This is a genomic window from Mycolicibacterium aubagnense (assembly GCF_010730955.1).
Taxonomy (GTDB): domain Bacteria; phylum Actinomycetota; class Actinomycetes; order Mycobacteriales; family Mycobacteriaceae; genus Mycobacterium; species Mycobacterium aubagnense.
Genome location: NZ_AP022577.1, coordinates 448,618 through 475,332 on the forward strand (window position 1 = coordinate 448,618; position 26,715 = coordinate 475,332).

23 protein-coding genes and 1 pseudogene are annotated in these 26,715 nt (G+C 65.6%); 16 read left to right on the forward strand and 8 right to left on the reverse strand.

Annotated elements, in window-relative coordinates:
• Positions 1-8 precede the first annotated feature (8 nt).
• Entirely contained in the window at positions 9-866 is an 858-nt protein-coding gene (locus tag G6N59_RS02335) for an SDR family NAD(P)-dependent oxidoreductase (protein ID WP_138230666.1), read from the forward strand.
• Here the strand turns inward: G6N59_RS02335 and G6N59_RS02340 are convergent.
• A complete protein-coding gene (locus G6N59_RS02340; RefSeq protein ID WP_138230667.1) occupies positions 837-1,505 on the reverse strand; it encodes a TetR/AcrR family transcriptional regulator in 669 nt (222 codons plus the stop codon). The genes G6N59_RS02335 and G6N59_RS02340 overlap by 30 nt on opposite strands.
• Positions 1,506-1,643: 138 nt before the next feature.
• Here G6N59_RS02340 and G6N59_RS02345 point away from each other — a divergent pair, with 138 nt between their 5' ends.
• From G6N59_RS02345 to G6N59_RS02380, 8 genes are all read left to right on the forward strand, one after another.
• A complete protein-coding gene (locus tag G6N59_RS02345) occupies positions 1,644-3,404 on the forward strand; it encodes an N-acyl-D-amino-acid deacylase family protein (RefSeq protein ID WP_138230668.1) in 1,761 nt (586 codons plus the stop codon).
• A gap of 437 nt (positions 3,405-3,841) precedes the next feature.
• On the forward strand, positions 3,842-5,014 hold the full coding sequence (locus G6N59_RS02350; RefSeq protein WP_179970266.1) for an LLM class flavin-dependent oxidoreductase: 1,173 nt from the start codon (positions 3,842-3,844) through the stop codon (positions 5,012-5,014).
• Positions 5,015-5,048: 34 nt separating this feature from the next.
• The gene (locus G6N59_RS02355) at positions 5,049-6,437 is read left to right on the forward strand and encodes an NtaA/DmoA family FMN-dependent monooxygenase (RefSeq protein ID WP_138230670.1); all 1,389 of its coding nucleotides are present in this window, start codon (positions 5,049-5,051) and stop codon (positions 6,435-6,437) included.
• Positions 6,438-7,562 (forward strand): LLM class flavin-dependent oxidoreductase, encoded by a 1,125-nt coding sequence (locus G6N59_RS02360; protein WP_138230671.1) that lies wholly within the window; start codon positions 6,438-6,440, stop codon positions 7,560-7,562. It abuts the gene before it with no gap.
• A 116-nt stretch (positions 7,563-7,678) separates the two neighbouring features.
• On the forward strand, positions 7,679-9,481 hold the full coding sequence (locus G6N59_RS02365; RefSeq protein WP_138230672.1) for a fatty acyl-AMP ligase: 1,803 nt from the start codon (positions 7,679-7,681) through the stop codon (positions 9,479-9,481).
• 172 nt (positions 9,482-9,653) lie between these two features.
• Positions 9,654-10,250 (forward strand): TetR/AcrR family transcriptional regulator, encoded by a 597-nt coding sequence (locus G6N59_RS02370; RefSeq protein ID WP_138230673.1) that lies wholly within the window; start codon positions 9,654-9,656, stop codon positions 10,248-10,250.
• Positions 10,251-10,253: 3 nt separating this feature from the next.
• On the forward strand, positions 10,254-10,760 hold the full coding sequence (locus G6N59_RS02375) for an SRPBCC family protein (RefSeq protein WP_138230674.1): 507 nt from the start codon (positions 10,254-10,256) through the stop codon (positions 10,758-10,760).
• Positions 10,760-11,812: an LLM class flavin-dependent oxidoreductase gene (locus G6N59_RS02380; RefSeq protein ID WP_138230675.1), complete on the forward strand. Its 1,053-nt coding sequence runs from the start codon at positions 10,760-10,762 to the stop codon at positions 11,810-11,812. Before G6N59_RS02375 ends, G6N59_RS02380 begins: the two co-directional genes overlap by 1 nt.
• A gap of 91 nt (positions 11,813-11,903) precedes the next feature.
• Here G6N59_RS02380 and G6N59_RS02385 read toward each other — a convergent pair whose 3' ends face one another.
• Positions 11,904-13,337: a glyceraldehyde-3-phosphate dehydrogenase gene (locus tag G6N59_RS02385; RefSeq protein ID WP_138230676.1), complete on the reverse strand. Its 1,434-nt coding sequence runs from the start codon at positions 13,335-13,337 to the stop codon at positions 11,904-11,906.
• A 278-nt stretch (positions 13,338-13,615) separates the two neighbouring features.
• On the opposite strand from G6N59_RS02385, the gene G6N59_RS02390 reads away from it, so the two are divergent.
• Positions 13,616-14,992, forward strand: a complete 1,377-nt coding sequence (locus G6N59_RS02390) for an L-serine ammonia-lyase (RefSeq protein ID WP_138230677.1) — start codon at positions 13,616-13,618, stop codon at positions 14,990-14,992.
• A 59-nt stretch (positions 14,993-15,051) separates the two neighbouring features.
• On the opposite strand, the gene G6N59_RS02395 is transcribed toward G6N59_RS02390, so the two are convergent.
• The gene (locus G6N59_RS02395; RefSeq protein WP_138230678.1) at positions 15,052-15,705 is read right to left on the reverse strand and encodes a VC0807 family protein; all 654 of its coding nucleotides are present in this window, start codon (positions 15,703-15,705) and stop codon (positions 15,052-15,054) included.
• Positions 15,706-15,937: 232 nt separating this feature from the next.
• Between G6N59_RS02395 and G6N59_RS02400 the strand changes: the two genes are divergently transcribed.
• The 3 genes and pseudogenes from G6N59_RS02400 to G6N59_RS02410 form a co-directional block, all read left to right on the forward strand.
• The gene (locus G6N59_RS02400; RefSeq protein ID WP_138230679.1) at positions 15,938-16,426 is read left to right on the forward strand and encodes a universal stress protein; all 489 of its coding nucleotides are present in this window, start codon (positions 15,938-15,940) and stop codon (positions 16,424-16,426) included.
• 10 nt (positions 16,427-16,436) lie between these two features.
• Complete coding sequence (locus G6N59_RS02405; protein ID WP_138230680.1) at positions 16,437-17,000, forward strand: hypothetical protein; 564 nt, start codon at positions 16,437-16,439, stop codon at positions 16,998-17,000.
• A 4-nt stretch (positions 17,001-17,004) separates the two neighbouring features.
• A pseudogene (locus G6N59_RS02410) lies at positions 17,005-17,229 on the forward strand (DUF1330 domain-containing protein); the annotation flags it as partial.
• Positions 17,230-17,285: 56 nt separating this feature from the next.
• Here the strand turns inward: G6N59_RS02410 and G6N59_RS02415 are convergent.
• Complete coding sequence (locus G6N59_RS02415) at positions 17,286-17,873, reverse strand: TetR/AcrR family transcriptional regulator (RefSeq protein ID WP_163910863.1); 588 nt, start codon at positions 17,871-17,873, stop codon at positions 17,286-17,288.
• Positions 17,874-17,923: 50 nt separating this feature from the next.
• On the opposite strand from G6N59_RS02415, the gene G6N59_RS02420 reads away from it, so the two are divergent.
• Positions 17,924-18,964 (forward strand): zinc-dependent alcohol dehydrogenase, encoded by a 1,041-nt coding sequence (locus tag G6N59_RS02420; RefSeq protein ID WP_138230682.1) that lies wholly within the window; start codon positions 17,924-17,926, stop codon positions 18,962-18,964.
• Between the two features lie 95 nt (positions 18,965-19,059).
• On the opposite strand, the gene G6N59_RS02425 is transcribed toward G6N59_RS02420, so the two are convergent.
• Positions 19,060-19,659 (reverse strand): TetR/AcrR family transcriptional regulator, encoded by a 600-nt coding sequence (locus G6N59_RS02425; RefSeq protein ID WP_234884232.1) that lies wholly within the window; start codon positions 19,657-19,659, stop codon positions 19,060-19,062.
• Between the two features lie 121 nt (positions 19,660-19,780).
• Here G6N59_RS02425 and G6N59_RS02430 point away from each other — a divergent pair, with 121 nt between their 5' ends.
• Positions 19,781-21,367, forward strand: coding sequence for an FAD-binding protein (locus G6N59_RS02430; protein ID WP_138230683.1), 1,587 nt, complete (start codon positions 19,781-19,783; stop codon positions 21,365-21,367).
• Here G6N59_RS02430 and G6N59_RS02435 read toward each other — a convergent pair.
• Together G6N59_RS02435 and G6N59_RS02440 are read right to left on the reverse strand one after the other, a co-directional pair.
• On the reverse strand, positions 21,354-24,239 hold the full coding sequence (locus G6N59_RS02435; RefSeq protein WP_138230684.1) for an MMPL/RND family transporter: 2,886 nt from the start codon (positions 24,237-24,239) through the stop codon (positions 21,354-21,356). The genes G6N59_RS02430 and G6N59_RS02435 overlap by 14 nt on opposite strands.
• Before the next feature lie 32 nt (positions 24,240-24,271).
• On the reverse strand, positions 24,272-24,718 hold the full coding sequence (locus tag G6N59_RS02440; protein WP_138230685.1) for an MmpS family transport accessory protein: 447 nt from the start codon (positions 24,716-24,718) through the stop codon (positions 24,272-24,274).
• A gap of 210 nt (positions 24,719-24,928) precedes the next feature.
• Here G6N59_RS02440 and G6N59_RS02445 point away from each other — a divergent pair, with 210 nt between their 5' ends.
• Positions 24,929-25,525 (forward strand): TetR/AcrR family transcriptional regulator, encoded by a 597-nt coding sequence (locus G6N59_RS02445; protein WP_138230686.1) that lies wholly within the window; start codon positions 24,929-24,931, stop codon positions 25,523-25,525.
• On the opposite strand, the gene G6N59_RS02450 is transcribed toward G6N59_RS02445, so the two are convergent.
• Complete coding sequence (locus G6N59_RS02450; RefSeq protein ID WP_234884233.1) at positions 25,522-26,652, reverse strand: MFS transporter; 1,131 nt, start codon at positions 26,650-26,652, stop codon at positions 25,522-25,524. The two genes, G6N59_RS02445 and G6N59_RS02450, sit on opposite strands and share 4 nt — an antisense overlap.
• Positions 26,653-26,715: the final 63 nt, after the last annotated feature.

Here is a 26,715-nt window from a genome sequence, read left to right on the forward strand (position 1 = left end):
CTTCGGACATGGGCGCACAGCAACTGTTCGGTGGTGGGATCGCGGTGATCACGGGTGCCGGTTCGGGGATCGGGGCCGGGCTGGCTCGGCATGCGGCCAAACTCGGTATGACGACGGTGCTGGCCGACGTCGATGCCGAGGCGATCGTTGCCCTGCGGGACGAGCTGACGGCGGCCGGCGCAACGGCTGTCGACGCGGTGTGCGACGTGCGTGATGCCGAGGCCGTGCAGGCGCTGGCAGACCGGGTGAGCAGTGAAATCGGGCCGGTACGTCTGCTGGTCAACAATGCCGGCGTCGAGCAGTTCGGCTACCTGTGGGATACCCCGGTCGCCAACTGGGAGCGGGTCATGGACATCAACGTCAGTGGCGTCTTCCATGGCGTCCGGGCCTTCCTGCCCGGCATGCTGGCGTCGGAGGAGCCGGCGTGGGTGTGGAACATGTCGTCTGTCGGTGGCGTGTCGACGGTGCAGTTGCAGGCGCCGTACATCGTGAGCAAGCACGCGGTGCTGGCGCTGACCGAATGTCTGCGTGTCGAGGTTGAGTTGGCCGGCCACGACGGCCGCATCTGTGTGCAGGCGGTGTTGCCCGGTCCCGTGCAGTCGAACATCTTCACTGCTGCGGGCGGAGTCGACATCGGCAGTGGTGATGCGGCCGACGCGTCGGAGTCGGAGCGCACCGCCATGCACCAGATCACCGCCATGGACCCGCTCGCCGCCGCGGAGGTGATCTTCGCCGAGTCGGCCGCCGGTGGCTTCTACCTGACCACCCACCCCGAGGCCGTTGCCGCGGCCATGACCGAGCGCGCCCGGGTCCTGCGCGAGCAGGCGACCCCCAAGTTACGAAACCGCCGGTTCGCCACCCAGTGATGTGTGTACGAGGGAGGCGAGCAGCGCGGCCAGCCCGTACTCGAACACCGCGTCGTAATCGGTGGGCGAGCGCAACGCATCGACCAGTCGATGATCCGGCCAGTCGTCACCCCACAGCGACGCATCCTCTTCGTCGTGCTCACCGCTGCGAATCGCCGAAAACTGCATCAGCGCAGACGAAATCACGTGCACCTCGATGGACCGCAAAGCCAGTGCCGCCTGGTTGCCGGTGATCCCGAGTGCGGCCAGTTCGGCGGCGAGGGTCTGCTGCACCGGCTGGAACAGTGCCGGCGTCCGGTCCCGTTCGTGCGCGATCGCCATGAGGTGCTGACGCTCGATGAGTGCGGTGCGCTGTGCGCGGGCCAGTGCGGCGATGCGGTCCGCCGGAGTGTTGCCGCTGGCGGGCAGGCTGGCCATCACCTCGATCAACCGGTCGATCAGATGGTCGAAGAGTTTGTCCCGGCCTCCGACATGCCAGTAGATGGACGTGACGGCGACGCCGAGGTGCTCGGACAGACCGCGCATGGAGAATCCCGCGACGCCGTCGCGCTCCAGCAAGGCTGCCGCGGTATCCAGGATCATTTGAGCATCAACAGTTTTCGGTGAGCCGCCGAGACCACGCTGGTTCAGTTCAACCATGAGCACCTCCTTTCGCTTTCGCCGATCACCCTAACCGCACCCGTGCGGATTCAGCCGGAAGAACCCCGTCCCGTCCGTCTGTAACGGTGTTACAGTACTGCCACTGACGGACGTCGCGCTGGCAATGAGGGAGTAGATGTGTTCGATCTGGTGATCACCGGCGGCACTGTCGTCGACGGGACCGGTGCCGGCCGGTTCACCGCCGACGTCGCGGTCAAGGACGGCAAGATCGTCGAAGTTCACCGGCGTGGTCCGAATGACCCTGTGCTGTCCGGTGATTCGGCAGAGACCATCGACGCCGGAGGGAAGATCGTCGCTCCTGGCTTCGTTGATATCCACACGCACTACGACGGCCAGGTCAGCTGGGACAGTGTGCTGGAACCGTCGAGCAACCACGGGGTGACGACGGTCGTCGCGGGCAATTGTGGCGTCGGCTTCGCGCCGGTGCGGCCGGGCCAGGAGGAATGGCTCATCGCGCTCATGGAAGGCGTGGAGGACATCCCCGGCACCGCCCTGACCGAGGGCATCACCTGGGGCTGGGAGACTTTCGGCGAATACCTCGACGTCGTCGGCAAGCGCGAGCTGGCCGTGGACATGGGCACCCAGATCGCCCACGGCGCGGTCCGCGCGTACGCGATGGGCGAGCGCGGCGCCCGCAACGAACCCGCCACGCCCGACGACATCAAAGCCATGGCGGCACTGGTCCAGGAGGCGATAGAGGCTGGGGCCCTGGGCTTTTCGTCGTCACGTACCGTGGCGCACCGGGCCATGGACGGCGAACCGGTGCCCGGCACCTTTGCCGCCGAGGACGAGTTGTTCGCCCTCGGCCGGGCCGCCGCAGCCGGTGGGGCGGCGGTCTTCGAGTTGGCTCCGCAGGGTGCCGCGGGCGAGGACATCATCGCGCCGCGCAAAGAACTCGACTGGATGCGACGGCTCGGCGAGGAGATCGACTGCGCGCTGAGCTTCGCGCTGATCCAGGTGGACGCAGACCCGAACCTCTGGCGCGAACAACTCGACCTCTCCGCTGCGGCGCACCAGGCCGGCAGCCGGTTGTTCCCGCAAGTGGCGGCCCGGCCGTTCGGCATGCTGCTGGGCTTCCCCGGCCACCACGCGTTCACCCACCGGCCGACCTACCGTCGACTGGCCGCCGAATGCACGCGCGACGAACTCGCGGAGAAGCTTGCCGAACCCGCGGTGCGAGCCGCGATCCTGGCGGAGGACGACCTGCCGATCGACCCGACCAAGCTGTTCGACGGCATGTTCATGCTGGCGCAGAATGCGGCAAATCGCCTGTACCACATCGGCGAACCGCCCGACTATGAGCCGACGGTCGAACGCACCGTGGCGGCGATCGCCGAGCGGCGCGGTGTGGATCCGCTGGCTGCGATGTACGACCTGATGCTCGAGGCTGATGCCGGCGCGATGCTCATGTACCCGATGTTCAACTACTCGGACGGCAACCATGACGCCATCCGCGAGATGCTCACCCACCCGGCGGGTGTGCTCGGACTGTCTGACGGCGGTGCGCACTGCAGCATGATCTGCGACGCCTCCTACCCGACGTTCCTGCTCACCCACTGGGCCCGGGACCGGCACCGCGGCGAGAAGCTGCCGCTCGAGTACGTCATCCGGAAGCAATCACACGACACTGCCCAGCTTTACGGCATGTCCGACCGCGGCGTGATCAGTGTGGGCAAGAAGGCAGACCTCAACGTCATCGATCTGGACGCGCTGACCCTACATGCACCGAAGATGGTCCATGACCTGCCGGCGGGCGGAAAACGCTTGGTGCAGGGCGCAAGTGGATACGATGCGACCATCGTCAGCGGCACCGTCACCCGTCGGCACGGCGTTGACACCGGCGCCCGTCCCGGCCGTCTGGTCCGCGGCATCCGGTAGGTCGACCGCCCCGCCGGTGGTCCCGGCCGGGTTTGCAATCCTGATGATTTCAGGAGCGTCGCGGCGTCTCCTGCCCGGCGACGGCGCCCCGACGGCGGCATCGATAGACGCGAGGAGTTGGTCGGATCGAGTACGCCACACGACCTGTCGGGTCGTGACGAGGCTGCTCGGCCGGCCGATGTGTCGGCGTGAAAGACGTTGAAGCGAAGCCTGTTTAGGCGCTGACAGGCCACGCCGATCGTGCCCGTCCCTGGTCTTCGGCACGCTGGCCGCCTTGACCGTGACCATGGCGGTGCGACCCCGGATACGGCTCGGACCAAGCGAGCCACGCAACCATCCGGTTATTCCCTTCGGTCGCGATGGCGGTGTCTCCGCGGGGCGCGATCTGCGCGCGGTTCGGCACAGTGGTCGTATCCGTCAGGAAGGCAGGTCGCGTGATGCCTGATTCGTCGAGCCGATTCCATCTGGCCGTGGCTCTGGACGGCGCCGGATGGCACCCGGCCGCGTGGCGGGAGGCCGACGCGCGACCGGCAGACCTTTTTGGCGCCGACTATTGGACCGATCTGGTGATCGAGGCCGAACGCGGCGCACTGGACTTCGTGACCATCGAGGACTCGTTGGCAGTTCAGTCCGACGAACCGTACGAGCCAGATGATCGCATCGATCGAGTCCGTGGGCGGTTGGATGCCGTGCTCATCGCCGCACGGGTCGCGCCTCGTACCCAGCGGATCGGTCTGGTGCCGACTGCGGTCGTCACCCATACCGAGCCCTTCCACGTGTCGAAAGCGGTCGCGACCCTCGACTATGTGAGCGCCGGGCGGGCGGGCGTCCGCGTCCAGATCGCGGGACGGCCGGATGTGGCGGCGCATTTCGGGCGGCGGGAGCCGGCGGATCCGCAGCGGGCCGATGAATACTTCGCCGAGACTGTGGATTACGTCGAGGTGCTGCGGCGCTTGTGGGACAGCTGGGAGGACGACGCCGAGATCCGCGACGCCGCGACGGGGCGATTCGTCGACCGGGACAAGCTGCACTACATCGACTTCGAGGGTCGTTGGTTTTCGGTCAAGGGCCCGGCGATCACGCCTCGTCCGCCGCAGGGCCAGCCGATCGTCGCGGCATTGGGCCACGGCAGGGCATCGTACGAGTTGATCGCCGAAAGCACGGACGTCGGGTTTGTCACCCCGAGTGATGCAGGAGACGCGGCAGGCATTGTCGGCGACATCCGCACACGACAACAGGCCGTGGGCCGGGAGTCCGAGACGCTGCACATCTTCGGCGACCTGGTGGTCTTTCTCGACGACAGCGAGTTGGCTGCCCAGGCGCGCCGACGCCGGCTCGATGACCTTGCCGGCTCCGAATATCGCAGCGACGCAGATGTTTTCACCGGCACCGCCGCACAGTTGGCGGACCTGCTGCAGCAGTGGCACGCGGCCGGGTTGACGGGCTTTCGGCTGCGGCCGGCGGCGCTGCCGCACGACTTGGTCCAGATCACCGAGCATCTGGTGCCCGAATTGCGCCGCCGCGGATTGTTCCGCGCCGCGTACGAAGCGGGCACGTTACGTGGGCTGCTCGGCCTGCCGCATCCGGTCAACCGCTACACGGTCGCCTGAACCGCCGATACCCGCAGAATCCGAGGATCAGCCAATGGGTAAGCCAGTCAAGCAGATTCATCTCGCCGCGCACTTCCCCGGGGTCAACAACACCACCGTGTGGAGTGACCCGGCAGCGGGAAGCCACATCGAGTTCAGCTCGTTCGTGCACTTCGCTCAGACCGCCGAGCGCGGGAAATTCGATTTCCTGTTTCTGGCCGAAGGGCTGCGGCTGCGCGAACAGAACGGGCACATCTACGACCTCGATGTGGTGGGTCGTCCGGACACCTTCACCGTGTTGGCCGCACTGGCCGCGGTGACAGACCGGCTCGGGTTGACCGGCACCATCAACTCGACCTTCAACGAGCCCTACGAAGTCGCTCGGCAATTCGCCTCGCTGGACCATCTCTCGGCAGGCCGTGCCGCCTGGAATGTCGTGACGTCGTGGGACGCGTTCACCGGGGAGAACTTTCGCCGCGGTGGCTTCCTGGCCGAGGACCAGCGGTACGAACGGGCCAAGACGTTTCTGCGGACGACGCTGGAGCTCCTCGACTCGTGGCACGGTGGCGAGATCGTGGCAGACAAGGACGATGGGGTGTTCCTGTCCGATCGCGATGCCGGTGCGTTCGCGCACACGGATTCGCACTTCGACATCCACGGCAGGTTCAACGTGCCACGCAGCCCCCAGGGCCGGCCGGTGATCTTCCAGGCGGGCGATTCAGACGAGGGCCGGGAATTCGCGGCATCCGCCGCGGACGCGATCTTCTCCCGGCACAGCACGCTGGCGGCCGGGCAAGCGTTCTACACCGATGTCAAGGGCAGGTTGGCGCGATACGGGCGTCGCAATGACGAGTTGCTCATCCTGCCGGCCGCCACCTTCGTGATCGGCGACACCGACCAGGAGGCCGCCGACATCGCGCACCAGGTCCGGCTTGCCCAGGTGTCGCCGCAGACCGCGATCAAACTCCTCGAACAGCTCTGGAATCGGGACCTGTCCGACCATGATCCGGACGGCCCACTCCCCACGGTGGATCCTGTCGTGGGGGAGAACACCATCTCCCTCGGCCGGGCCAGTGTGCGCATGTTCCGCGACCCGCTCGCGATCGCCTCCGAGTGGCGGGCCAAAGCCGAGGCGCAGCACCTCAGCAGTCGTGAACTGATTGTCGAAGTCACCGGCCGGCAGTCGTTCATCGGGTCACCCCAGACGATCGCGTCGACCATCGATGACTTCGTTCAGGCCGATGCCAGTGACGGATTCATCCTCGTCCCACACATCACGCCCGGCGGGCTCGATCCTTTTGTCGATCGGGTGGTGCCGCTGCTGCAGGAGCGCGGGACGTTCCGGGCCGAATACACGGGCCACACGCTGCGCGATCATCTGGGGCTGGCGCCGCTACCGGCGCCGGCGACCCGGGCGAACCAGTCCACCGAGGTGGCGTCGTAGATGGCGACTCCGCTGACGGTGCTCGATCTGGTGCCGATCTCGTCGGGTTCGACGGCGCCGCAGGCGCTGCGCAACAGCGTCGACCTCGCCAAGCGCGCGGAGGCACTCGGCTATGCGCGGTATTGGTTCGCCGAGCATCACCTCAATCCCGGTATTGCCGGCACGTCGCCGGCCGTGCTTCTTGCGCTGACCGCTGCGGAGACATCGACCATCCGGCTCGGCTCGGGCGCGGTTCAGATGGGCCACCGGACCGCTGTGGCGACAGTGGAGGAGTTCGGACTGCTCGACGCGCTCCATCCGGGCCGGTTCGATCTGGGACTGGGTCGCTCCGGCGGCAAGCCGCGGGAACCCAGAGTGCCGGCGCGGGCCGCGGTGGCCCCTTCGGCCAACGGCCGTTCTTCTGACGGGGTGTTGATCCCCTCGAAGTTCGATCCGACACCGCTGTTGAAGTCCCCGCGGTTTGCCCTCCAGCGGGCGCTGCTTCAGCAACCGGGCGCGCAGTCGCAGAACTACACCGACCAGGTCGACGACATTCTGGCGCTGATCGCCGGCGTCTACCGCGACGCCGATGGGCTGACGGCACAGGTAGTGCCGGGCGAAGGCGCTGACCTCCAGCTCTGGATCCTGGGCAGCAGCGGCGGTGAGAGTGCCGACGTCGCCGGCGCGAGAGGGCTGCGGTTCGCGGCCAACTACCACGTCGCGCCGGCGTCGGTCCTTGAGGCGACCGACGCCTACCGGGCCGCGTTCCGGCCATCGGCCGAGCTCGGCGAGCCCTACGTCGCGGTCTCGGCTGACGTCGTCGTCGCCGAGGACGAGGCCACCGCCCGGGAGCGCGCCGCCGGATACGGTCTGTGGGTCCGCAGCATCCGCACGGCTGAAGGCGCGATCCCGTTCCCGACCCCGGCCGAAGCACGGACGTACGCCTGGACCGCCGCCGAACACGAGCTCGTCGCGGACCGGGTGGACACTCAGTTCGTCGGATCGGCCGCCCAGGTCGCCGATAAGCTGGAGCGGTTGCGCGATGCCACCGAGGCCGACGAATTGATCGTCACGACCATCACCCACGACCACAGCGACCGGGTGCGGTCCTATGAGCTGCTGGCCGACGAATGGTCCCGGCGGTGACCCGGAGGCCTAGAAGTATGACGGCGCAGCCCTTTTCGGTGGAACGCTGAACACGTCTGCAGCTGTCGTGTCGCGCGCCACAGCCGGTGCACGGCATTCGGCCCTAGGCTGGAGCCATGACTCAGAGCAGCGCCCTGTTCCAGATCGAGGACTGTATCGACGAGTCGGGGACCGTGACACTGCCGCCCACCGCGACGCTGATCGCATTGATCGACGGCAACGTCGCCCATCTGCCCGACATGGTGGCATACCGCTACTTGGACTACTCCGGCGATGAGGCACGGACCTTCGAATTGACCTGGTCCGAGCTCGGGGTGCGGCTGGCGGCGATCGCGGCCCGGGCACAGGCTGTCACCGAGCGTGGTGATCGAGTCGCCATCATGGCGCCGCAGGGACTCGACTACGTCGCCGGGTTCTTCGCGGCGATCAAGGCCGGCGCTATCGCGGTACCCCTGTTCGCGCCCGAATTGCCGGGGCACGCCGAACGTTTGGATACGGCGCTCCACGACGCGCGACCGGCCGCGATCTTGACGACGTCGTCGGCGCGGTCGGCCGTCACCGAATTCCTGTCCGCTCATCCGGATTTGGGAACGCCAACGGTCATCGCCGTCGATGAAGTGCCCGACGAGGAAGGCGCCGCGTTCAGTCCCGTCCACATCGAGATCGACGACGTCTCGCACCTGCAGTACACCTCGGGCGCCACCCGACCGCCGGTCGGCGTCGAGATCACGCATAAAGCCGTGGGCACCAACCTGATTCAGATGATCCTGTCCATCGACATGCTTGACCGCAACACGCACGGCGTGAGCTGGCTGCCCCTGTACCACGACATGGGTCTGTCCATGATCGGCTTTCCCACCGTATACGGCGGGCATTCCACGTTGTTGTCTCCCACCGCGTTCGTCCGCCGGCCGCTGCGATGGATCCAAGCGTTGTCGGATGGGTCGAAGGTCGGCCGGGTTGTCACTGCCGCACCGAATTTCGCCTACGAGTGGTCGGCGCATCGAGGCGCGCCGAACCCCGGTGACGACATCGACCTGGCCAATGTCGTGATGATCGTCGGTTCCGAGCCGGTCAGCATTGACGCCATCAACACCTTCAACGCGGCGTTCGAACCGCACGGACTGCCGAAGACGGCGATCAAGCCGTCCTACGGCATCGCCGAGGCAACACTTTTCGTATCCAACATTGCCCCTGACGCCGAGGCGACGGTGCGGTATTTCGACCGCGGCCAGTTGTCGGCCGGCATCGCCGAGCCTGTGGCCGCGGATGCGCCAGGTGCGGTCGCGCAGGTCTCCTGCGGGCAGACGGCCCGCAGTCTCTGGACTGTGATCGTGGACCCGGCTACCGGAACCGAGGTGCCGGACGGGCGAGTCGGCGAGATTTGGTTGCAGGGCAACAACATCGGCCGGGGTTACTGGGGCCGGCCAGACGAGACCCAGAGGATTTTCCACGCTCGGCTGCGGACTGCCCTGCCGGAGAACAGTCACGCCGACGGTGCCGATGTCGACGGATCCTGGATGCGCACCGGAGATCTGGGTTTCTACTTCGACGGTGAGTTGTACGTGACGGGTCGCCTGGCCGACGTCATCGAGCTCGGCGGTCGAAATCACTATCCACAGGACATCGAGGCCACCGTCGCCGACGCCTCACCTCTGGTACGGCGCGGATACGTGACGGCTTTCACCGTCCCGGCGGAGGACGGCGACCAGTTGGTGATCATCGCCGAACGCGCATCGGGCACGGCCCGTCGCGATCCGCAGCCGGCCATCGATGCGATTCACGCGCTTGTGCCTGAACGGCACGACGTGCCGGTCGCCGACGTCCGCTTGCTGCCCGCCGGCGGCATCCCGCGCACCACCAGCGGGAAACTGGCCCGCCGCGCCTGCCGCACCGCTTATCTGGACGGCACGCTGTAGTTCTCCCTGGCGCTGCGGTCACCACTATGAACTGATTCATAATCTGCTGGGTGAAGCGCCGTGAACATGACTAAACGGCGTGCGAAGTAGCATTCGGATTACCCGCTCTTGACGCATCTCTATGAAAGGAATCATAATTCGAGTCGATTGAACCGCCCGCCTGGAGTTGCCCATGCCGCCCGACACCCGCCAGTCGATGGTGCTCGCCGCAGTCGAACTGCTGCGTGAGCGTGGCGTCGACGGTGTCACGCTCGACGATGTGCTGAGCAGGAGCGGGGCACCTCGCGGCTCGATCTATCACCACTTTCCCAACGGACGCGCGCAGATCGTCGATGAGGCTGCGCAACTGAGCGGCGATGCGATATCGGCGCTGATCGCCAAGGCGGCCCCGAGGGGCTCTGCCGCCATCATCGACGCCGTCACCGAGTTCTGGCGGAAGCTGCTGCGCAAGAGCAATTTTGCGGCCAGCTGCCCGGTGGTATCCATTGCGGTGAGCGCTCCGCCGGACTCGACGCTGGCGCAGCACGCCAATCAGATCTTTCGCACGTGGCATGGGCTGGTTACCGACTCACTCACCGCCGAGGGACTCGACGTCGTCGCGGCCCGCCGGCTCGCGACCATGTCGCTCGGTGCCATTGAGGGTGCGATCACCATGTGCCGGGCCACGTCGAGTCTGCAGCCGCTCGATGACGTCAACGCCGAACTGAAGTTGCTGCTGTCGGCGCGAACGCTTTTCGCTGCCGGCGCACGTACCCCGAAGGGAAGTTGAGTCATGGAGTGGACCGGTGCGGTGTATGCCGACGCCCCTACTGTCGAGGTTTCGACGTGGATCGACGCGCCGGTCGAGCGGGTATGGGAACTGGCTTCCGACATCACGGTGATGCCCGAGTGCAGCCCGGAGTTGCAGCGAGTCGAGTGGCTCGAAGGCTGCGACACACCTCGTATCGGTGCCCGGTTCGTCGGGTACAACAGCCACCCGGCGCTCGGTGACTGGTCGACGGAGTCCGAGATCGTCGAGTACGAGCCGCGGCATGTGATGGCCTGGGCCATCGGCGATGCCGAGAACCCGACCGCGACCTGGCGGCTGAGTCTGAGCCACGAGGGCACCGGAACCCGGCTCGCGCAATGGGCTCAGATGGGCCCTGCGCCGTCCGGGTTGTCTCTGGCGATCACCCGGATGCCCGACAAGGAGCAGAAGATCGTCTTCAACCGGCTCCGCGAATTCGAGACCGGCATGCAGGCAGCCCTTGCCCACATCAAGCAGCGGGCCGAAAGCTGATGCGCGCGGCGACCACGATCGAGGCGGACAGCCTCGGAAACTGGAAGTACCAACGGATTTTCGTGGCAGAAGCCGAGAAGCTGGGCCTTGACATCTGCTGGGTCGCCGAGGCGTGGGGGTCCGATGCGCCGTCTGCACTGGGCTTCTATGCCGCGTGCACGGAGCGGATGTTGTTGGGCTCGGGCATCATTCAGCTGGGCACCCGTACCCCGGTGGCCATCGCTCAAGCCGCGATCACGCTGTCGAACTTGTCGGAAGGACGCTTCCTACTGGGCCTGGGCGCATCAGGCCCACAGGTTATCGAGGGACTGCACGGCGTACCGTTCGCCAAGCCGCTGGGCCGGATGCGGGAGACCATCGACGTCATCCGCCAAGCGGTGGCCGGTGATCGGATCTCCTACAGCGGCAAGCAGTTCCAGATTCCGCTGCCGGGCGGCGACGCGAAGCCGATGCGGCTGTCCATGCGGGCAGAACACGAAATCCCTTTGTATGTCGCCAGTCTCACGCCCGCGATGCTGCGTCTCACCGGCGAAGTCGCCGACGGCTGGCTCGGCACCAGCTTTGTCCCGGAAGGCGCCGACGACGCCTACTTCGCGCATCTCGATGACGGACTCGCTCGCTCCGGCCGAACCCGCGCTCATCTGGACATCTGCCAGGGCGCCGAGGTGTCCTTCGCCCGTGACGAGGAGCATCTGAAGACACTGATCGACGCCCGCAAATCCGAGTTGGCGTTCAGCCTCGGTGGAATGGGTTCGGCCTCAACCAATTTCTACAACCAGGCGTACAGCAGGCAAGGTTGGGCCGAAGTTGCGGCGGCGGTCCGCGAACGCTGGCAGTCCGGTGACCGCGAGGGTGCGGCGGCGCTCATCACCGACGAGATGATCCTTGCCACCACCTTGATCGGTACTGCGGACATGGTGCGGGACCGCCTGCAGGTGTGGTGCGACACCGGCGTCGACACGGTCCGCATCTATCCGGCGGGGGACACCCTCGAAGAACGGTTCACCACGCTCGGCGCCGCGATCGACCTCGTGCATTCGATCACCCGGTAGATTCCCGCAGGCCCACAACGCCGAAACGGCATTCCAGCAGAACAAGTTCGAGAACGTGCCTGCCGGAATGCCGTTTCGGCGGAAGAGGAGATCAGCTGCGCGGGTACGTCGGGTATTCGATGCCCGACAGGTACTGCACCACGCGGACCACCTGGCACGAGTAGCCGAACTCGTTGTCGTACCAGCAGTACAGGATTGCCTGGTCGCCGTCGACGATCGCGGCGTTCGCGTCGATGATCGATGCCGCGCGCGAACCGATGAAGTCGCTCGATACGGCGTCGGTCGCGGCGGTGTAGTCGAGGTTGCGGCTCAGCGGACCCGACAACGACGTCTCGCGCAGATGCGTGAGCACCTCGTCCTTCGTCGTCTCCTTCTTGAGCTGCAGGCTCAGGATCGCGATCGAGACATCAGGGGTGGGAACACGGATCGAGTTACCCGTGATCTTGGCCTTGAGCTCCGGCAGCGCCTTCGCGACGGCCGAGGCCGCGCCGGTCTCGGTGATCGTGAGGTTCAGCGGCGCCGAACGGCCGCGACGGTCGGCCTTGTGGTAGTTGTCCAGAAGGTTCTGGTCGTTGGTGAACGAGTGGACTGTCTCGACGTGGCCACGGATGATGCCGAACTTCTCGTCCATCGCCTTGAGCGGCGGCACGATCGCATTGGTGGTGCACGATGCACACGAGAAGATCTGCTGGTTGACGTCCTGGCCGAGGTGGTTGACTCCGTGCACGATGTTCGGCACGTCGCCCTTACCCGGTGCGGTCAGGACGACCTTCGAGATGCCGGGACGCAGGTGCTGCTCGAGGCCGGCACGATCGCGCCACTTGCCTGTGTTGTCGATGAGGATGGCGTCGTTGATGCCGTACTGGGTGTAGTCGACCTCGGACGGGTCATTGGCGTAGATGAACTTGATGACGTTGCCATTGGCGATGAGGAGGTTGTTCTCCTTGTCGACCTTGATGGTGCCGTTGAAGTGCCCGTGCACCGAGTCGCGGCGCAGCAGCGAAGCACGCTTCTTGAGGTCGTCGGCGCCACCGCTGCGGACCACGACGGCGCGAATATTCAGCCCGCAGCCCGAGCCGGCCTTCTCGACGAGCAGCCGCGCGACAAGGCGGCCGATGCGGCCGAAGCCGTAAAGCACCACGTCACGGGGACCCTGCAGCTTGCCCTTGTTGTCGCCGGTGACCTCAGAGAGGGCGTCGGCGACAAAATCGGCGACCGAGAGGCCGCGCTCGTCTGCCCGGTACGCGTGCACGAGCAAACCGAGGTCGATCTTGGCCGGACCCAGGTCAAGGGCTGCCACTGCCTCCAGGAACGGGAACGTCTCGACCACCGACAGCTCCTCGCCGGCGATCTGCCGGGCGAAGCGGTGCGTGCGCAGGATGCTGATGACCGACTTGTTCAGCAGCGACCGGCTGTGCAGCAAGACGGTGACGCCGGTCGAGCGGTGCAGGTTGCCGACGAGCGGGATCATCGCCTCCGCCAGGGCTTCCTGGGTGTTCCAATTGGCAAGTTCTGGTGTATTCAACTCATCTGTCCTACGGGTCGCTTTGGCCGATCGCGCTGAGCAGCGCATTCATGTTAGCGACCGGCTTTTCCGGCTCTGCAGGTCGCTCCCGCTGGCAGGGCACGTAGGGGTTGACAGCCACGCGTGATCGTGAGCCGAAACGGTGTTCCAGCAGGCGTCCACTCGTACTTTTGCTGCTGGAACACCGCTTCAGCGGGTCGACTGTCCGCCAGTCGCGCGCCCAGTCAGGGCTCAGCTGCGTAGGCTGGCGACCAATTCTCGCTCTACCCGGAGTTGTCATGGCGATCAGCGTGTTCGACCTGTTTTCGGTCGGGATCGGGCCGTCGAGTTCACACACCGTCGGCCCGATGCGGGCGGCCGGCCTCTTCGTCGACGAGCTCATCGCTCGCAATGTCGTCGACCACGTCACCGACGTCCGCGTGGACTTGTACGGATCGTTGGCTGCCACCGGCGGCGGGCATGGCACCATGCCGGCCATCCTGCTCGGCCTGGAGGGTCACCGGCCCGAGACCATCGAGACCGACGAGATGGAGCAGCGGCTTGCGGTCATCCGGGCCGACGGCAGAATCCGGTTGGGCGGTCGAATCATCCTCGCGCTCAATGAATCCGACATCGCGCTACACCCGGCGCAACAACTCGATCGTCATCCCAACGCGATGACGATCACCGCCACGTCGGTGCACGGCGGGGTGCTCTTCAGTGAGACGTACTTCTCGGTCGGCGGTGGCTTCGTGGTCACCGAAGCCGACATGGCCCATCCGCCTGAATGTGCCCGCAGTGCCAACAGTTTCACCTCAGCCGCAGAACTGCTGGCCCGCACCGATCGTGATCGCATCTCCATCAGCGACGCGATGATGAGCCTGGAGTGCGCGACGCGCGGCGCCGCCGAGGTACGTGAACGACTGCTGCACATTCGGGACGTGATGATGGCCTGCGCAACCAATGGGATGTCTCGCGACGGCTACCTGCCCGGCAACCTGCGAGTCCGCAGGCGGGCCAAGGACTGGTTCCTGCGGCTCAATGGCGAAGACCCGCAGCGGGATCCGGCCTTTACCGAAGACTGGGTGAATCTGGTTGCGCTGGCCGTCAACGAGGAGAACGCCTCGGGCGGACGCATCGTCACGGCACCGACCAACGGTGCGGCCGGCATCATCCCGGCCGTTCTGTACTACGCGCTGCACTACACCGCCGCCGGGCAAGCCGATCCCGATGATGCGACCGTCCGGTTTCTGCTGACCGCCGGTGCCATCGGCTCGCTGTACAAGGAACGCGCATCCATCTCCGGCGCCGAGGTCGGTTGTCAGGGCGAGGTCGGATCTGCGGCGTCCATGGCGGCCGGCGGCCTCGCCGAAATCCTCGGTGGCACACCGCAACAGGTGGAGAATGCAGCCGAGATCGCGATGGAGCACAGCCTGGGGCTCACCTGCGATCCGATCGGAGGGCTCGTCCAGATCCCCTGCATCGAGCGCAATGCCATCTCCGCGGGCAAGGCCATCAACGCCGCACGCATGGCACTGCGCGGTGACGGCACCCACCGGGTCAGCCTCGATCAGGTCATCGAGACCATGCGCGCGACCGGAATGGATATGAGCTCCAAGTACAAGGAAACCTCGACCGGTGGCCTGGCCGTTGCCGTTAACGTCGTCGAATGCTGAGTGCGCCGCTCGGCGTTCGGGAGGAAAAGCCGCGGATTGCGGTCGCCCGGCGACTTCGATCAGCGGAGCGACCCTTTGAATCGGCGGACCATGAGTGCGACCACCGCGGCGATCGCGAGGACGATCACGGAACCGACGAGGTTGACCAATCCGTTCGCGACGTCGAAGGGGAACGTGTAGATGATCGCCAGCAGGACGGCCACCTGAACGACCAGGCCGACGCCGACGACCGCACTCAACCGGATGTGCAATGCATGCAATGCCGCGGTCAGTGTGCGTTCGGTGGTCGCGGGCATGAACCGCGCCGCGACGAACTGAGTCATGGGCTTGCCGATGCCGCAGCTCGCCAGGAAAACCACGGCTGCAACGCCACCGACGAGAGTCTGCCCGGCCAGCACCAGCTGTGGGTTGGTGGTCACCAACGCGACCGCCAGTGTCAGCCCGAACATCAACATGAGGTATCCGGAATACGGGTCGAGCTGACGGGCCTTGGCCAGGCCATACGCCACCGGGATGCCGGCGACGATCGTGGCGGCCAAGAGCGCGAAGTACTCCGAATGCCCGGTAGCGCGAAGGCCATAGAACGCGAGCAACGGGGTGCCCACTTCGGCAACGGTCCGGATGATCGCGCGCCGTTTGGCAGCGGACCGTCCGGCGTCCGGGCAGCGGTCGACCGGGTCCGGCTCGATGGCATCGACGGCGATGGCGGTCATGGCGAGGTCCTTCCGGGACGTGTCGGCGGTGTCGGAGTACTGCGTTGCCTTCAGCGTCTCGCTCGGCCGGCCGCGAGTCTGTCCGGTGACCGGCTGACACGGGGGATGAAAGCACTGTCCCCCGATTGGCGGAGCCGCCGCAGGAGCGCCGCCCGATGCACCTCAAACGCCCACGTCAACCGCGCTCTTTGCGCTAATCTCGTGACGACTTCCCTCCCGTAAGGAGACGGCTATGGGCAGCTATCAAACGGTCCTCGTGGGTACGGACGGTTCAGACTCGTCGATGAAAGCGGTGGAGCAGGCCGCCGCGTTTGCGGCGCAGCACGGCGCGAAGCTGGTGATCGCGACCGCGCATTTTCACGAAGTCGAGAAGGGCAGCTGGGCACGACCGGCTGCACCCGAAAAGGCGAGTGACCGGCGCGCCGAGGATGCCCTGGGGCGCGAAGGATACCGGGTGCACGGTGATGCACATGTGTACGAAATTCTCCATGAGGCCGGCCAGCTCGCCCGTGGTGCAGGTGCCATAGACATCGAGGAGCGTTCGGTGATCGGCGCACCGGTCGAGGCGTTGGTCAGATTGTCGACGGAGGTCGAGGCAGAGCTGATCGTCGTCGGCGATGTCGGCCTCGACTCGACAGCGGGACGACTGCTGGGGTCGGTACCCGCTGACGTTGCCCGAAAGGCCAAGATCGACATCTTGATCGTCCACACCGTCGACTGATCTTGATTTCGTGTCGATGCACGATTTCGCGACGTACGAGGAATTCGGCCGGAAATTCTTCGAGGTTGCCGTCACCGCTGACCGCGTAGCCGAGGGCTTCGGCACCATGGCGGGCGATGCCTTCGAACTCGGACCCTTTCCGGCCGGCCCGGCGGGAATCGCTCGGGTTACCGCACGCGTCAGCATCGGGCATCCTCAGGTGACGCGCAGGGCCGGCGACATGATCGCGTTCGATGTTCGGATACCGCTGGACATCGATCTACTGATCGACCTGCGAGTGGACCGCTCAAGATTCATGGTGGCGGGCGAGATCGCGTTGATTGCCACCGCTCGGGCTGCGGTGCCGCTGTTGCTGATCATCGATATCCCCAAGCCGGAGCGCAAGGACATCACTGTCAACGTGACGTCGCAGACGCTGCGGGGTGAACTCTTGCGCATCGTCGCGGACGTCGACTCAGAGATCAAGCGCGTCATCGCCAAACAGGTCGGCCGCCGGATCGAAGCACCCGAAGCGCAGCGAGCGAAAGTCGTCGACATCGGCAAACGGATCGCCAGCGCTTGGACCGGAGTCTGACCGATTCCTGGGCGTCTTCGCGAAATACTCGGGAACCATCCTTGCGGCCGACGAGGCGCCGACTGTCATCGAAGGTGACTGGGACCGTCAGAAGGTAGTGCTGATGTCGTTCCCCGACGAACAGTTGTTCCGCGAGTGGGCGAATTCGCCTGAGTACCAGGAAATCTCGGTAGATTGGCGGGCCGGGTCTGATGCCGTCGTGCTGCTTGTCCGGGGGATCGGTTCGTAACAGTGACATCGCCAGTCGGTCCAGCTGGTGAACTCGGCGCCAAGTGCGTCCAGTTGCTAGCCGGTAGCGGCAGTGATGCGCGCCTCGATGAGGCTCGCCAGCTGCTGACCGACCGTGACCAGTACGTCGCCGTCGTGGGCTGCCCGGGTCAGTAGCAGGCCGCCTTCTATGCCGGCCAGGACGGTCAGGGCCAAGTCGGCGGCATCGTCGTCCGCCAGTCCCGCAGCGGTCAGGGCTTCGGCAATCACCGTCCGCCAGCTGGTGAACGCTTGATGGCACACGGTGCCGATCGCTTCGGACCGGGCGGCCTCTTCGAGAGCAACCGTGGCGATCGGGCAGCCGTCTGCCCATCCACTGCGTTCGAGTTCGCGCGCGCCGACCTTGGTCCACATGCGGACGGCATCGGCCGGCCCATACTGCGACATCGCGTAACGCAACATCTGTTCGTATTCCTCGGCCGCGCCGGTCAATGCGTCGACGGCCAATTGCTCCTTGCCGCCGGGGAAGTGGTGGGCCTGCGACCCCCAAGGCGCATTGCTTTCCGCGATGACCTGACGCCATCCCGTGGCGGCAAAGCCCTGGCGCCGGAACAATGCTGCGGCCGAACGGACGATGCGGTCGCGCGAGTCGGAGATGCGGGGCATCGGAGAAGAATATCTTGACAAGACAACCGTCATACTAAGACACTCGTCCTATGTTGATGATGCAGTCGCTGACGTTTCTCGGTACCGGCTCGTTGCGTTGGGCCGAAGTCGCCGCGCCAGTACTCACCGGCCCCGGAGAGGCCATCGTGCGGCCGGTGGCCGTCGCGACGTGTGACCTGGACACGCTCGTCCTGCGCGGGACCTATCCCTTGCCTGGGCCGTATCCGTTGGGGCATGAAGGCGTCGCGGAAGTCATCGAGATCAGCGAGGACGTGCGCTCGGTGTCAATCGGCGACCTGGTGGTCGTTCCGTTCCAAATCTCGTGCGGCACTTGCAAACCCTGCCTCCGGGGCCGCACCGGGAACTGTGCGAGCCACCCACGGATGTCGACGTTCGGCCTGGGGCAGATGGGTGGCCTGCAGTGGGGCGGTCTGCTGGCCGACCGGGTGCGGGTTCCGCACGCCGACGCCATGCTTGTCCCGGTACCTCCAGGCATCGACCCGGCGGTTGTCGCAAGCGCCAGCGACAACATCCCGGACGCCTGGCGGGCCGTCGGGCCTCAGCTCGTCAATGAGCCCGATGCGGAGGTGCTGGTGGTCGGCGGCGATGGTGGGCCGCACTCGATCGGACTGTACGCGGTCGGACTGGCGCTGGCGGCCGGGGCTGGCGCGGCGACCTACGTCGACACCGATCCGCAGCGGCTGTCCATTGCGGAGAAATACGGCGCGTCGGTCATCGACCGCCTGCCGGACCGAAAGGTCGGCAGCTTCGCCGTCACGGTTGATTCCAGTGGCACCGAAGCCGGGCTACGGTGTGCGCTGAACAGCACGGCTGCCGACGGGGTGTGCACGAGTACCTCTGTGTACCTTCGGGATCCGCAGATCCCGATGTTCGCGATGTACTCACGCTGCTGCACCCTGCACGCCGGACGTGCACACGTCCGGCCGGCGATTCCCGAGGTGCTGGCGATGGTCGCAGATCGAAAGTTCGACCCGACACTCGTCACGACCACGTACGCTGCCTGGGACGATGCCATCGATGCGCTAGCGGAACCCACCATGAAAGTCGTTATTGGGCAGACGAATTCGTAGTGGTCCGACCGGGCGACGTAACTGCTGCTGCGACCGCAACAACCTATGCGTGACAAGGGCCCGCTGGGATCGTGCTGTGGTCGGAGATCGGCGTTCTAGCCCGCAGGCGCCACGCCGTTCAGGACGAAGTCGATGACTTCACCGGCAACGTCGCGTTCGGTCTTTCCCGAGTCGACGACGTTGTGCAGCAGCGCTGTCATCATCACCGCGCCGAAAATACTGATCGCATCGCTACGCGGATCCGTGACGCGTTTCAAGGTGCCGTCCGCCGCCCCGGCCTCCAGTACGCGGGCGATGGGTTCGTAGAACGCATCCTGGACGGCCGATGCGAGGTCGGGGAGTCTGATCGCGCGACCTAGGTCGCCAACCAGAGCCATGCTGGTCCCCGGCCGGTTCATCGTGTGCGCGACCTGCGCGGTGATGACCGCAACCAGCCGCTCCTTGCCACTGCCGGCGGAGTCGGCAGCCTCGGCGACTTCGCGTGCGAGGTCGCCCAGTGAATCCCGCAGCAGAAAGCCGAGGATGTCGTCCTTGCCGGTGAAGTAGTAGTACAGCGTGGCTTTCGGGACACCGGACGCGGCCGCAATCTCTTCGATCTTCGTGTTTTCCAGGCCCTTGGTGGCGATCAGTTCCGCTGCGGCATAGAGCTTGCTCGCCACTGCTGTGGGCACCGTCCGTCCCGTTTGTTCAGCCACGAGTGGAAGTGTACGAGCAGGTGGCCCAGTAAATCCGGAGACCGGGTAGCCCGGGTCCAAACTGATATGTTGTACTCAGAGTCCAAACTGGAAGTTCGAGTTATCGACCGGAAGGATCGCCATGAGCGACGTCACCGCGGATGTGATCGTGGTCGGCTACGGAGCTGCCGGCGTATGCGCTGCGCTCGAGGCCCGCGCCCGCGGAGCGGATGTCCTCGCCATCGACCGGTTCAACGGAGGCGGCGCCACGCAGGTCTCGGGCGGGATCATCTACGCCGGCGGTGGCACGTGGGTCCAGCGCGAAGCCGGTATCGACGACACCGCTGACGCCATGTACACCTACCTGCACGCCGAGATCGGCGATGCGGTACGGCCAGAAACGTTGCGGCGCTTCGTTGACGGCAGTCCTGCGATGATCGACTGGCTCACGGCACACGGCGTGCCGTTCGAGGCATCGGTGTGCCCCTACAAGACGTCCTATCCCAACAACAAGTACTACCTGTACTACTCGGGCAGCGAGAACTCCGGGCATTTTCGCGCGCTCACCCCGCCGGTGCAGCGCGGACACCGCGCCAAGGGACCAGGGGCGTCGGGCAAGAAGATGTACCAGCCACTGGCAGCGTCGGCGAGCCGAGCGGGTGTACGCACGATGTTCCACACGCGTGCCGCCTCACTCCTCAGCGATGCCACCGGTCGGGTGGTGGGCGTGCGCACCAGCACGCTCGCGCACGCGCCGGCGTGGGTGCAGCGACGTTATGCGACGTACGCAGCGCTGGCAGTAAAACCGGGCATCTACTACCCGCCGCTGCGCGCCGCGATGGAACGCCGCCTGGCTGCCTTGGAACGCAGGTATGCCCACACGGTCGACATCCATGCCCGCAAGGGCGTAATCCTGTGCGCCGGAGGCTATATCGCCAATCGGGAGTTGATCGCGCAACATGCTCCGGCGTATCGCGAGGGCCTCCAGCTCGGAACCAGCGCGGACGACGGCAGTGGCATAGATCTCGGCATCGAGGTCGGCGCGGCCGTGGATCGGCTGGACAACGTCTCAGCGTGGCGGTTCATCACCCCGCCCAGCGCGATGCTCGGCGGGCTCGTCGTCGACGAACATGGGCACCGGTTCATCGACGAAACCCGTTACGGCGCCGCCATCGGCAATGCGATGGTGCGAGACCACAACGGCCGCGGCTGGATTCTCGCCGACCGCACGTTGCTCGAGCAGGCACGCGAACAACTTCCGCAGCAGGCGATTTGGTTCCAGCGGCTACAGATGGAGGCGATGCTACGGACCGATCGCGTAGAGGCGGACACCCTCGAAGCCGTTGCCGCCAAAGCGGGTGTCGACCCAACGGGACTACGTCAGACCGTCACCGAGCACAACCATGCCGCGGCGTCGGGGCGCCCTGATCCGCTGGGCAAGCCGGCCGAGTTCGTCCATCCCATCGAACGGGGGCCGTACTCGCTGATCGCGATCTCGGTCAAGCCCAGCCTCATCAATCCGTGCCCGATGTTCACGCTCGGTGGCCTCATCGTCGATGAAGACACCGGCGCCGTGAAAACCCCAGCGGGACAGCCGATCGGCGGTTTGTTTGCGGCGGGACGTACTGCCGTCGGCATCTGTGCCAACTCCTATGTGAGTGGGCTATCCCTGGCCGACTGCGTGTATTCCGGACGGCGCGCCGGCCAGCACGCCGTCAGCGCTGGCTGAACGAGAGTTCGTCCTCGTCGCTGTCCCGGGAAGGAGTCGGCGTCGGCCACTCGGCGGGGACCGGGCGCTGGCGCACGATCTGCGGCCACCAGAACCACTTGCCGAGCAGCGCGGCGATCGACGGCGTCATGAATGACCGCACCACCAACGTGTCGAACAGCAGGCCGAGGCCGATGGTTGTACCGATCTGCCCGAGGATCATGAGGGGGCTGAAGATGAACGCCGCCATGGTCGCCGAGAACACCAGGCCGGCTGCGGTGACGACGCTACCGGTGCCGCCCATCGACCGGATGATGCCGGTGTTGAGGCCCGCGTGCATCTCCTCCTTGAACCGGGACACCAACAGGAGGTTGTAGTCGGCGCCCACCGCCAGCAGCAGGATGATGGCCAGCGGCACCACGACCCAGTACAGATGGATGCCGAAGATGTACTGCCACACCAGGACTGACAGGCCGATCGAAGCGCCCAACGACAGCACGACGGTACCGACGATGACGGCCGCGGCCACGATGCTGCGGGTCACGATGACCATGATCAGCAGGATGAGAGCGACCGCCGCCAGTGCGGAGATCAACAGGTCGTACTTGGTGCCCTCTTGAATGTCCTTGTTGGTGGAGCCGATACCGGCGAGGTAGATCTTGGCGTCCGACATGGGTGTTGCCTTGAGGGCGTCGAACACCGCTTCCTTGATCGCGTTGATATGAGGGATCGCCTCCGGGTTCGCCGGATTGCCCTGATGCGTCACGATCATGCGCGCCGCCTTGCCGTCCGGCGACAGGAACAGCTTGAGGCCGCGTTTGAAGTCGGCGTTGTCGAACGCCTCGGGCGGCAGATAGAACGTGTCGTCGTTCTTGGCGTCGTCGAACGCCTTGCCCATGGCGGTGGCGTTCCTCAGTGCCTCGTCGCTCTGAGAGTTGGTGCCACCGGTGGTTGCGTAATTCGACAGTGTCAGTTCACGATTACGTTCCTGGATCGCGATCTGCGGCGGGATCAGCGCCACCAACTGTGGCTGCAGGGCATCCAAGCGGTCGAGGCTCGCGGTGATGGTGCCGAACTTGTCGGAGAGATCGGCGATCCCGTCCAAGGAGTCGAACACCGACCGCAGCGCCGAGCACATGGGGATGTCGAAGCAGTGCGGTTCCCAGTAAAAGTAGTTGCGCAATGGACGGAACTGGTCGTCGAAATCGGCGAGTTTGTTGCGCAGGTCGTTGACGGTTTCGACAGTGTCGTGGAACGCCTGGACCTGATCGTGGGTCGCGGCGGCACTCTGCTTCTGGAGCGAGAGCTGCTGCTTGAGGACGCTGATCGTGTTGTCGATCTCGCCTGCTTGCTTGAGCAGGTCGTTGGCCCGGTCCTTCTGGTAGCCCAGGTTCATGATCTGGCTCGCGCTCGACGCGCTGATCTGGAACGGAATGGAGCTGTGCGTGATCGGCGTACCCAGCGGACGCGTAATCGATTGCACCAGAGCGATTCCCGGCGTATGCAGCACCGCTTTCGCGGCGCGCTCGAGAATCAGCATGTCCGCCGGATTCCGCATGTCGTGGTCGGCTTCGATCATCAGCAGCTCGGGATTGATGCGCGCCTCGGTGAAGTGCCGTTCGGCAGCTTCCATGCCGACGACGCCGGGGGCGCTGGCGGGGATATACGGGCGGTTGTCGTAGCTCACCTCGAAGCCGGGCAGCGCGAACACTCCGATGAGCGCGATCGCGCCGGTCACCACGAGGATCGGTCCGGGCCAGCGCACGATGGCGGCGCCGATTCGGCGCCAGCCGCGCGCCCGTTGCGCGACCTTGGGCTCCATGAGTCCGAACCGGGTGGCGATCAACAACACTGACGGACCCAGCGTCAGGGCCGCCGCCAACGTCACGAGGACGCCGAGCGCGGCTGGGATGCCGAGCGTCTGGAAGTAGGGGAGCCGGGTGAATTGCATGCACGCGACAGCGCCGGCGATGGTGAGTCCCGATCCGACCATGACGTGGACCGTGCCGTGCCACATGTCGTGATAGGCCGAGATCCGGTCCATGCCCTTTCCGCGCGCTTCCTGGTAGCGGCCGACGACGAAGATCGCGTAGTCGGTGCCGGCCGCGATGGCGAGGAGGGTCAAGAGGTTGGTCGCGTACGTCGACAGACCGATGACGCCGGCATGGGCCAGGACCGCCACCACACCGCGGGCGGCCGCGAGTTCGATGGCGACGGTCAGCAGGACGATCAGCATCGTCACCAGTGACCGGTAGACGAACAGCAGCATGATGCCGATTACCAGGAACGTGATACCGGTGACCTCGTTGGTGCCTGCGCTGCCGACCTCGAAGTTGTCGGTCACCAGCGGCGAAGCGCCGGTGATGTAGGCCCTGATGCCGGGCGGAGGCGGATCGTCGGCGACGATCTTGCGGACGGCGTCGACTGAAATGTTCGACATGGCTTCGCCCTGATTACCGCGCAGATACAGCTGCGTCAGAGCGGCCTTGCCGTCCTTGCTCTGCGAGCCGCCGGCTGTCAGTGGGTCGCCCCAGAAGTCTTGGACGTGCTCGACATGCTCGGTGTCGGCCTGGAGCCTTTTCACCAAACCGTCGTAATAGTTGTGCGCTTCGGGACCCAAAGGCTGATCGCCCTCGATCACGAGCATTGCCGCACTGTCGGAATCGAATTCGTGGAAGACCTGTCCGATGTGCCGCATCGCGAGAATGCCCGGCGCATCGGGCGCGTTCTGCCCGACTGAGCGCTCCCAACCGACCACCTCGAGCTGGGGCGAGATGGTGTTCGAGACCGCGGCGATCGCAATCCAGATCAACAGGATCGGCAGGGACAGCTTCCGGATGAGCCTCGCCGGAAGGGAACCCTCGGCGGCGGGGTCGATGCGATGCTGTGTCACGGGTGATCCGCCTCCGACCCCTTGCTGTGCGCTCATGCGGTCTTGTCCAGGCACGAGATGTATCCGTTCACGTGGTTTGTGGACCTTTCGTCCTTGACGACGCCGTTGACGGTGATACGGCAGCCGATGGTGCTGCCGTCACCCTGTGCGCGCAGATCGGCGTACATCGTCGGATCGTCGGTGGTCAGGGCCTGTGACCACGGCAGCGTGACGTTCTCGACGCGCTGAGGCTGGGCATTGATGTCCAGAAAGTTGATGGTCGCCACGGATCCCGGCGAACCGAATACCTCGAACAGCACCCGTTTCGGGTTGTAGCCGGTGTTCTCCAGGGCATCTGAACCGGGCCGTGAGATCTCGTTGTCGGAGCCGAAGATGCCGCGCAGTCGGTCGACACTGAACCCGACGAGGGCGACCACCACGATCGCCACGATGGCGATCCATTGCCGGCGTACCAACTTACCCACCGAAAACTTGCTCAAGCCAAAGCCTTTCGACGCCCCCGTAGACGAACAGCCAAAGCAATATCGCCAAATCGTCCCGTGAAGCAGAACGGTACGGTACCGTACGAACGATCGCAACCGGGTTGACATATGCGCAAAACCCTGCACCCAAATGCCGCATCGGGGTGCAACGTCGTGGTGTAACTCTGGTATTCCATCTGAGTCAGTGAGGCCGAAAGGGGTGTCGCGATGTCCGATGACATGTGCGCCGGCTCCAGCTGCCAGTGGAGTGAGCGCGAAACCGAACTGTTGGCCATCACGCTGGAACTGCTGCAGGAGCACGGGTACGACCGCCTGAGCGTGGAAGCGGTGGCGACCAGGGCCAAAGCCAGCAAGGCGACGATGTACCGGCGCTGGCCGTCGAAGGCTGATCTGGTGCTCGCCGCGTTCATCGAGGGCACCCGCAATTCCGCGGTGTCGCCACACACCGGGTCGCTGCGGAGCGACCTTCTGGAAATCGGTCGAGCCACGTGCGAACAGGCTCAAGAACACACGCGGACCATGCGTGCCGTGCTGAACGAGATGTCGCACAGTCCGGGCCTGCAAGCGGTGATGCAGGAGAAGTTCGTTCTTCAGCGCAAGTTGGTGATCGACGGTGTCCTGGCCGAGGCGGTGGAACGCGGGGAGATCGACCCCTCGGCCATCAACGAGGAGATCTTCGATCTGTTGCCGGGATATCTGGTGTTCCGGGCACTGGTTTCGGATCGGCCACCGACCGATGACACGGTGCGAATCTTGGTCGACGATGTCCTACTGCCGAGCCTGACGGCTGGCCGCGAACCTTAGCTCAGGCGGTCGCCGACCCAAACGATGAGGGCGGCCACCACGAACATGGCACCCACGATGCTCGTCGCGGCCCATCCGGCGTATGCGTATGCGACCGTCGCGGCGACGGCGCCGAGGCCGGTGCCGATCGAGTAGTAGACCATGTAGCCTCCGATCAGACTCGTGGTCGCCGTCGGGTCGGAGTCGACAATCAGGTGCTGGTTGATGACGTGTAGCGCTTGCCCCGCGAAATCGAGAGCCACCAAACCGATTCCGAGCAGGAGTAGCGAGCTGGGTGCCTGGGCGATGGCCAGCCAGGACGCGAGCAGTACGACGAGCATTGCGCCGGTGGCGAGTTGGGCGCGACCCGCGTCGGCCCAGCGGCCCGCACCCGATGCGCCGAGCGCCCCGGCCGCGCCGACGATGCCGAACAGTCCGATCTGTGTCGCGGTCAGATGCCACGGCGCCGCACCGAGTGGCAGTGCCATGGATCCCCATGCGGCGCCAAAGCTGGCGAACATCAGGCCGCCGATGAGGCTTCGTACGCGAAATGCCCTGTCCCGCAGACTGAGTACGAAGACCGACATGATCGCCCGGCGATAAGGCACAGCAACTTTCTCGATCGTGTCGCGGGGGAGGGCAACGGCCAGCCAACCGCTGACGGCCAGCATGACCAGCGCTGCCACGATGAACACGGCCCGCCAACCCCATAGTCCAGCGATCGACCCGGAAACCGTGCGGGCCAAGAGAATTCCGAGGACCACGCCCGAGGTCACCACGCCGACAGTGCGCCCGCGCCGACCTGGCGGGCTCGTGGCCGCGGCGAACGCGGTGATCACCTGGACGACGGTCGAGGCCGAGCCGAAGATCGCGCAGAAGGTGAGGAACACCCACGCCGACGGCGCAACCGCTGCTCCGAGTAGTCCGAGCGCGGTCACGGCCAGTTGCGCGAGGATGATCCGCCGACGGTCGAAGCGATCACCCAACGGCACCGCCAGGATCAGCCCCAGCAGGTACCCGCCCTGTGTCGCCGTGGTTACCCATCCCAGCTGAGCCGCCGACAGGTGCAACTGGGTGCCGAGCTCGTCCAGGAGTGGTTGGGCGTAATAGACATTGGCCACCGCTGCGCCGCTGACGAAGGCAAGCACCAGGGCCGTCCCTGCGTCAATTGTTTGGACCTGCCCGGTCGCCGGTTCCGTTGTGCACGACAT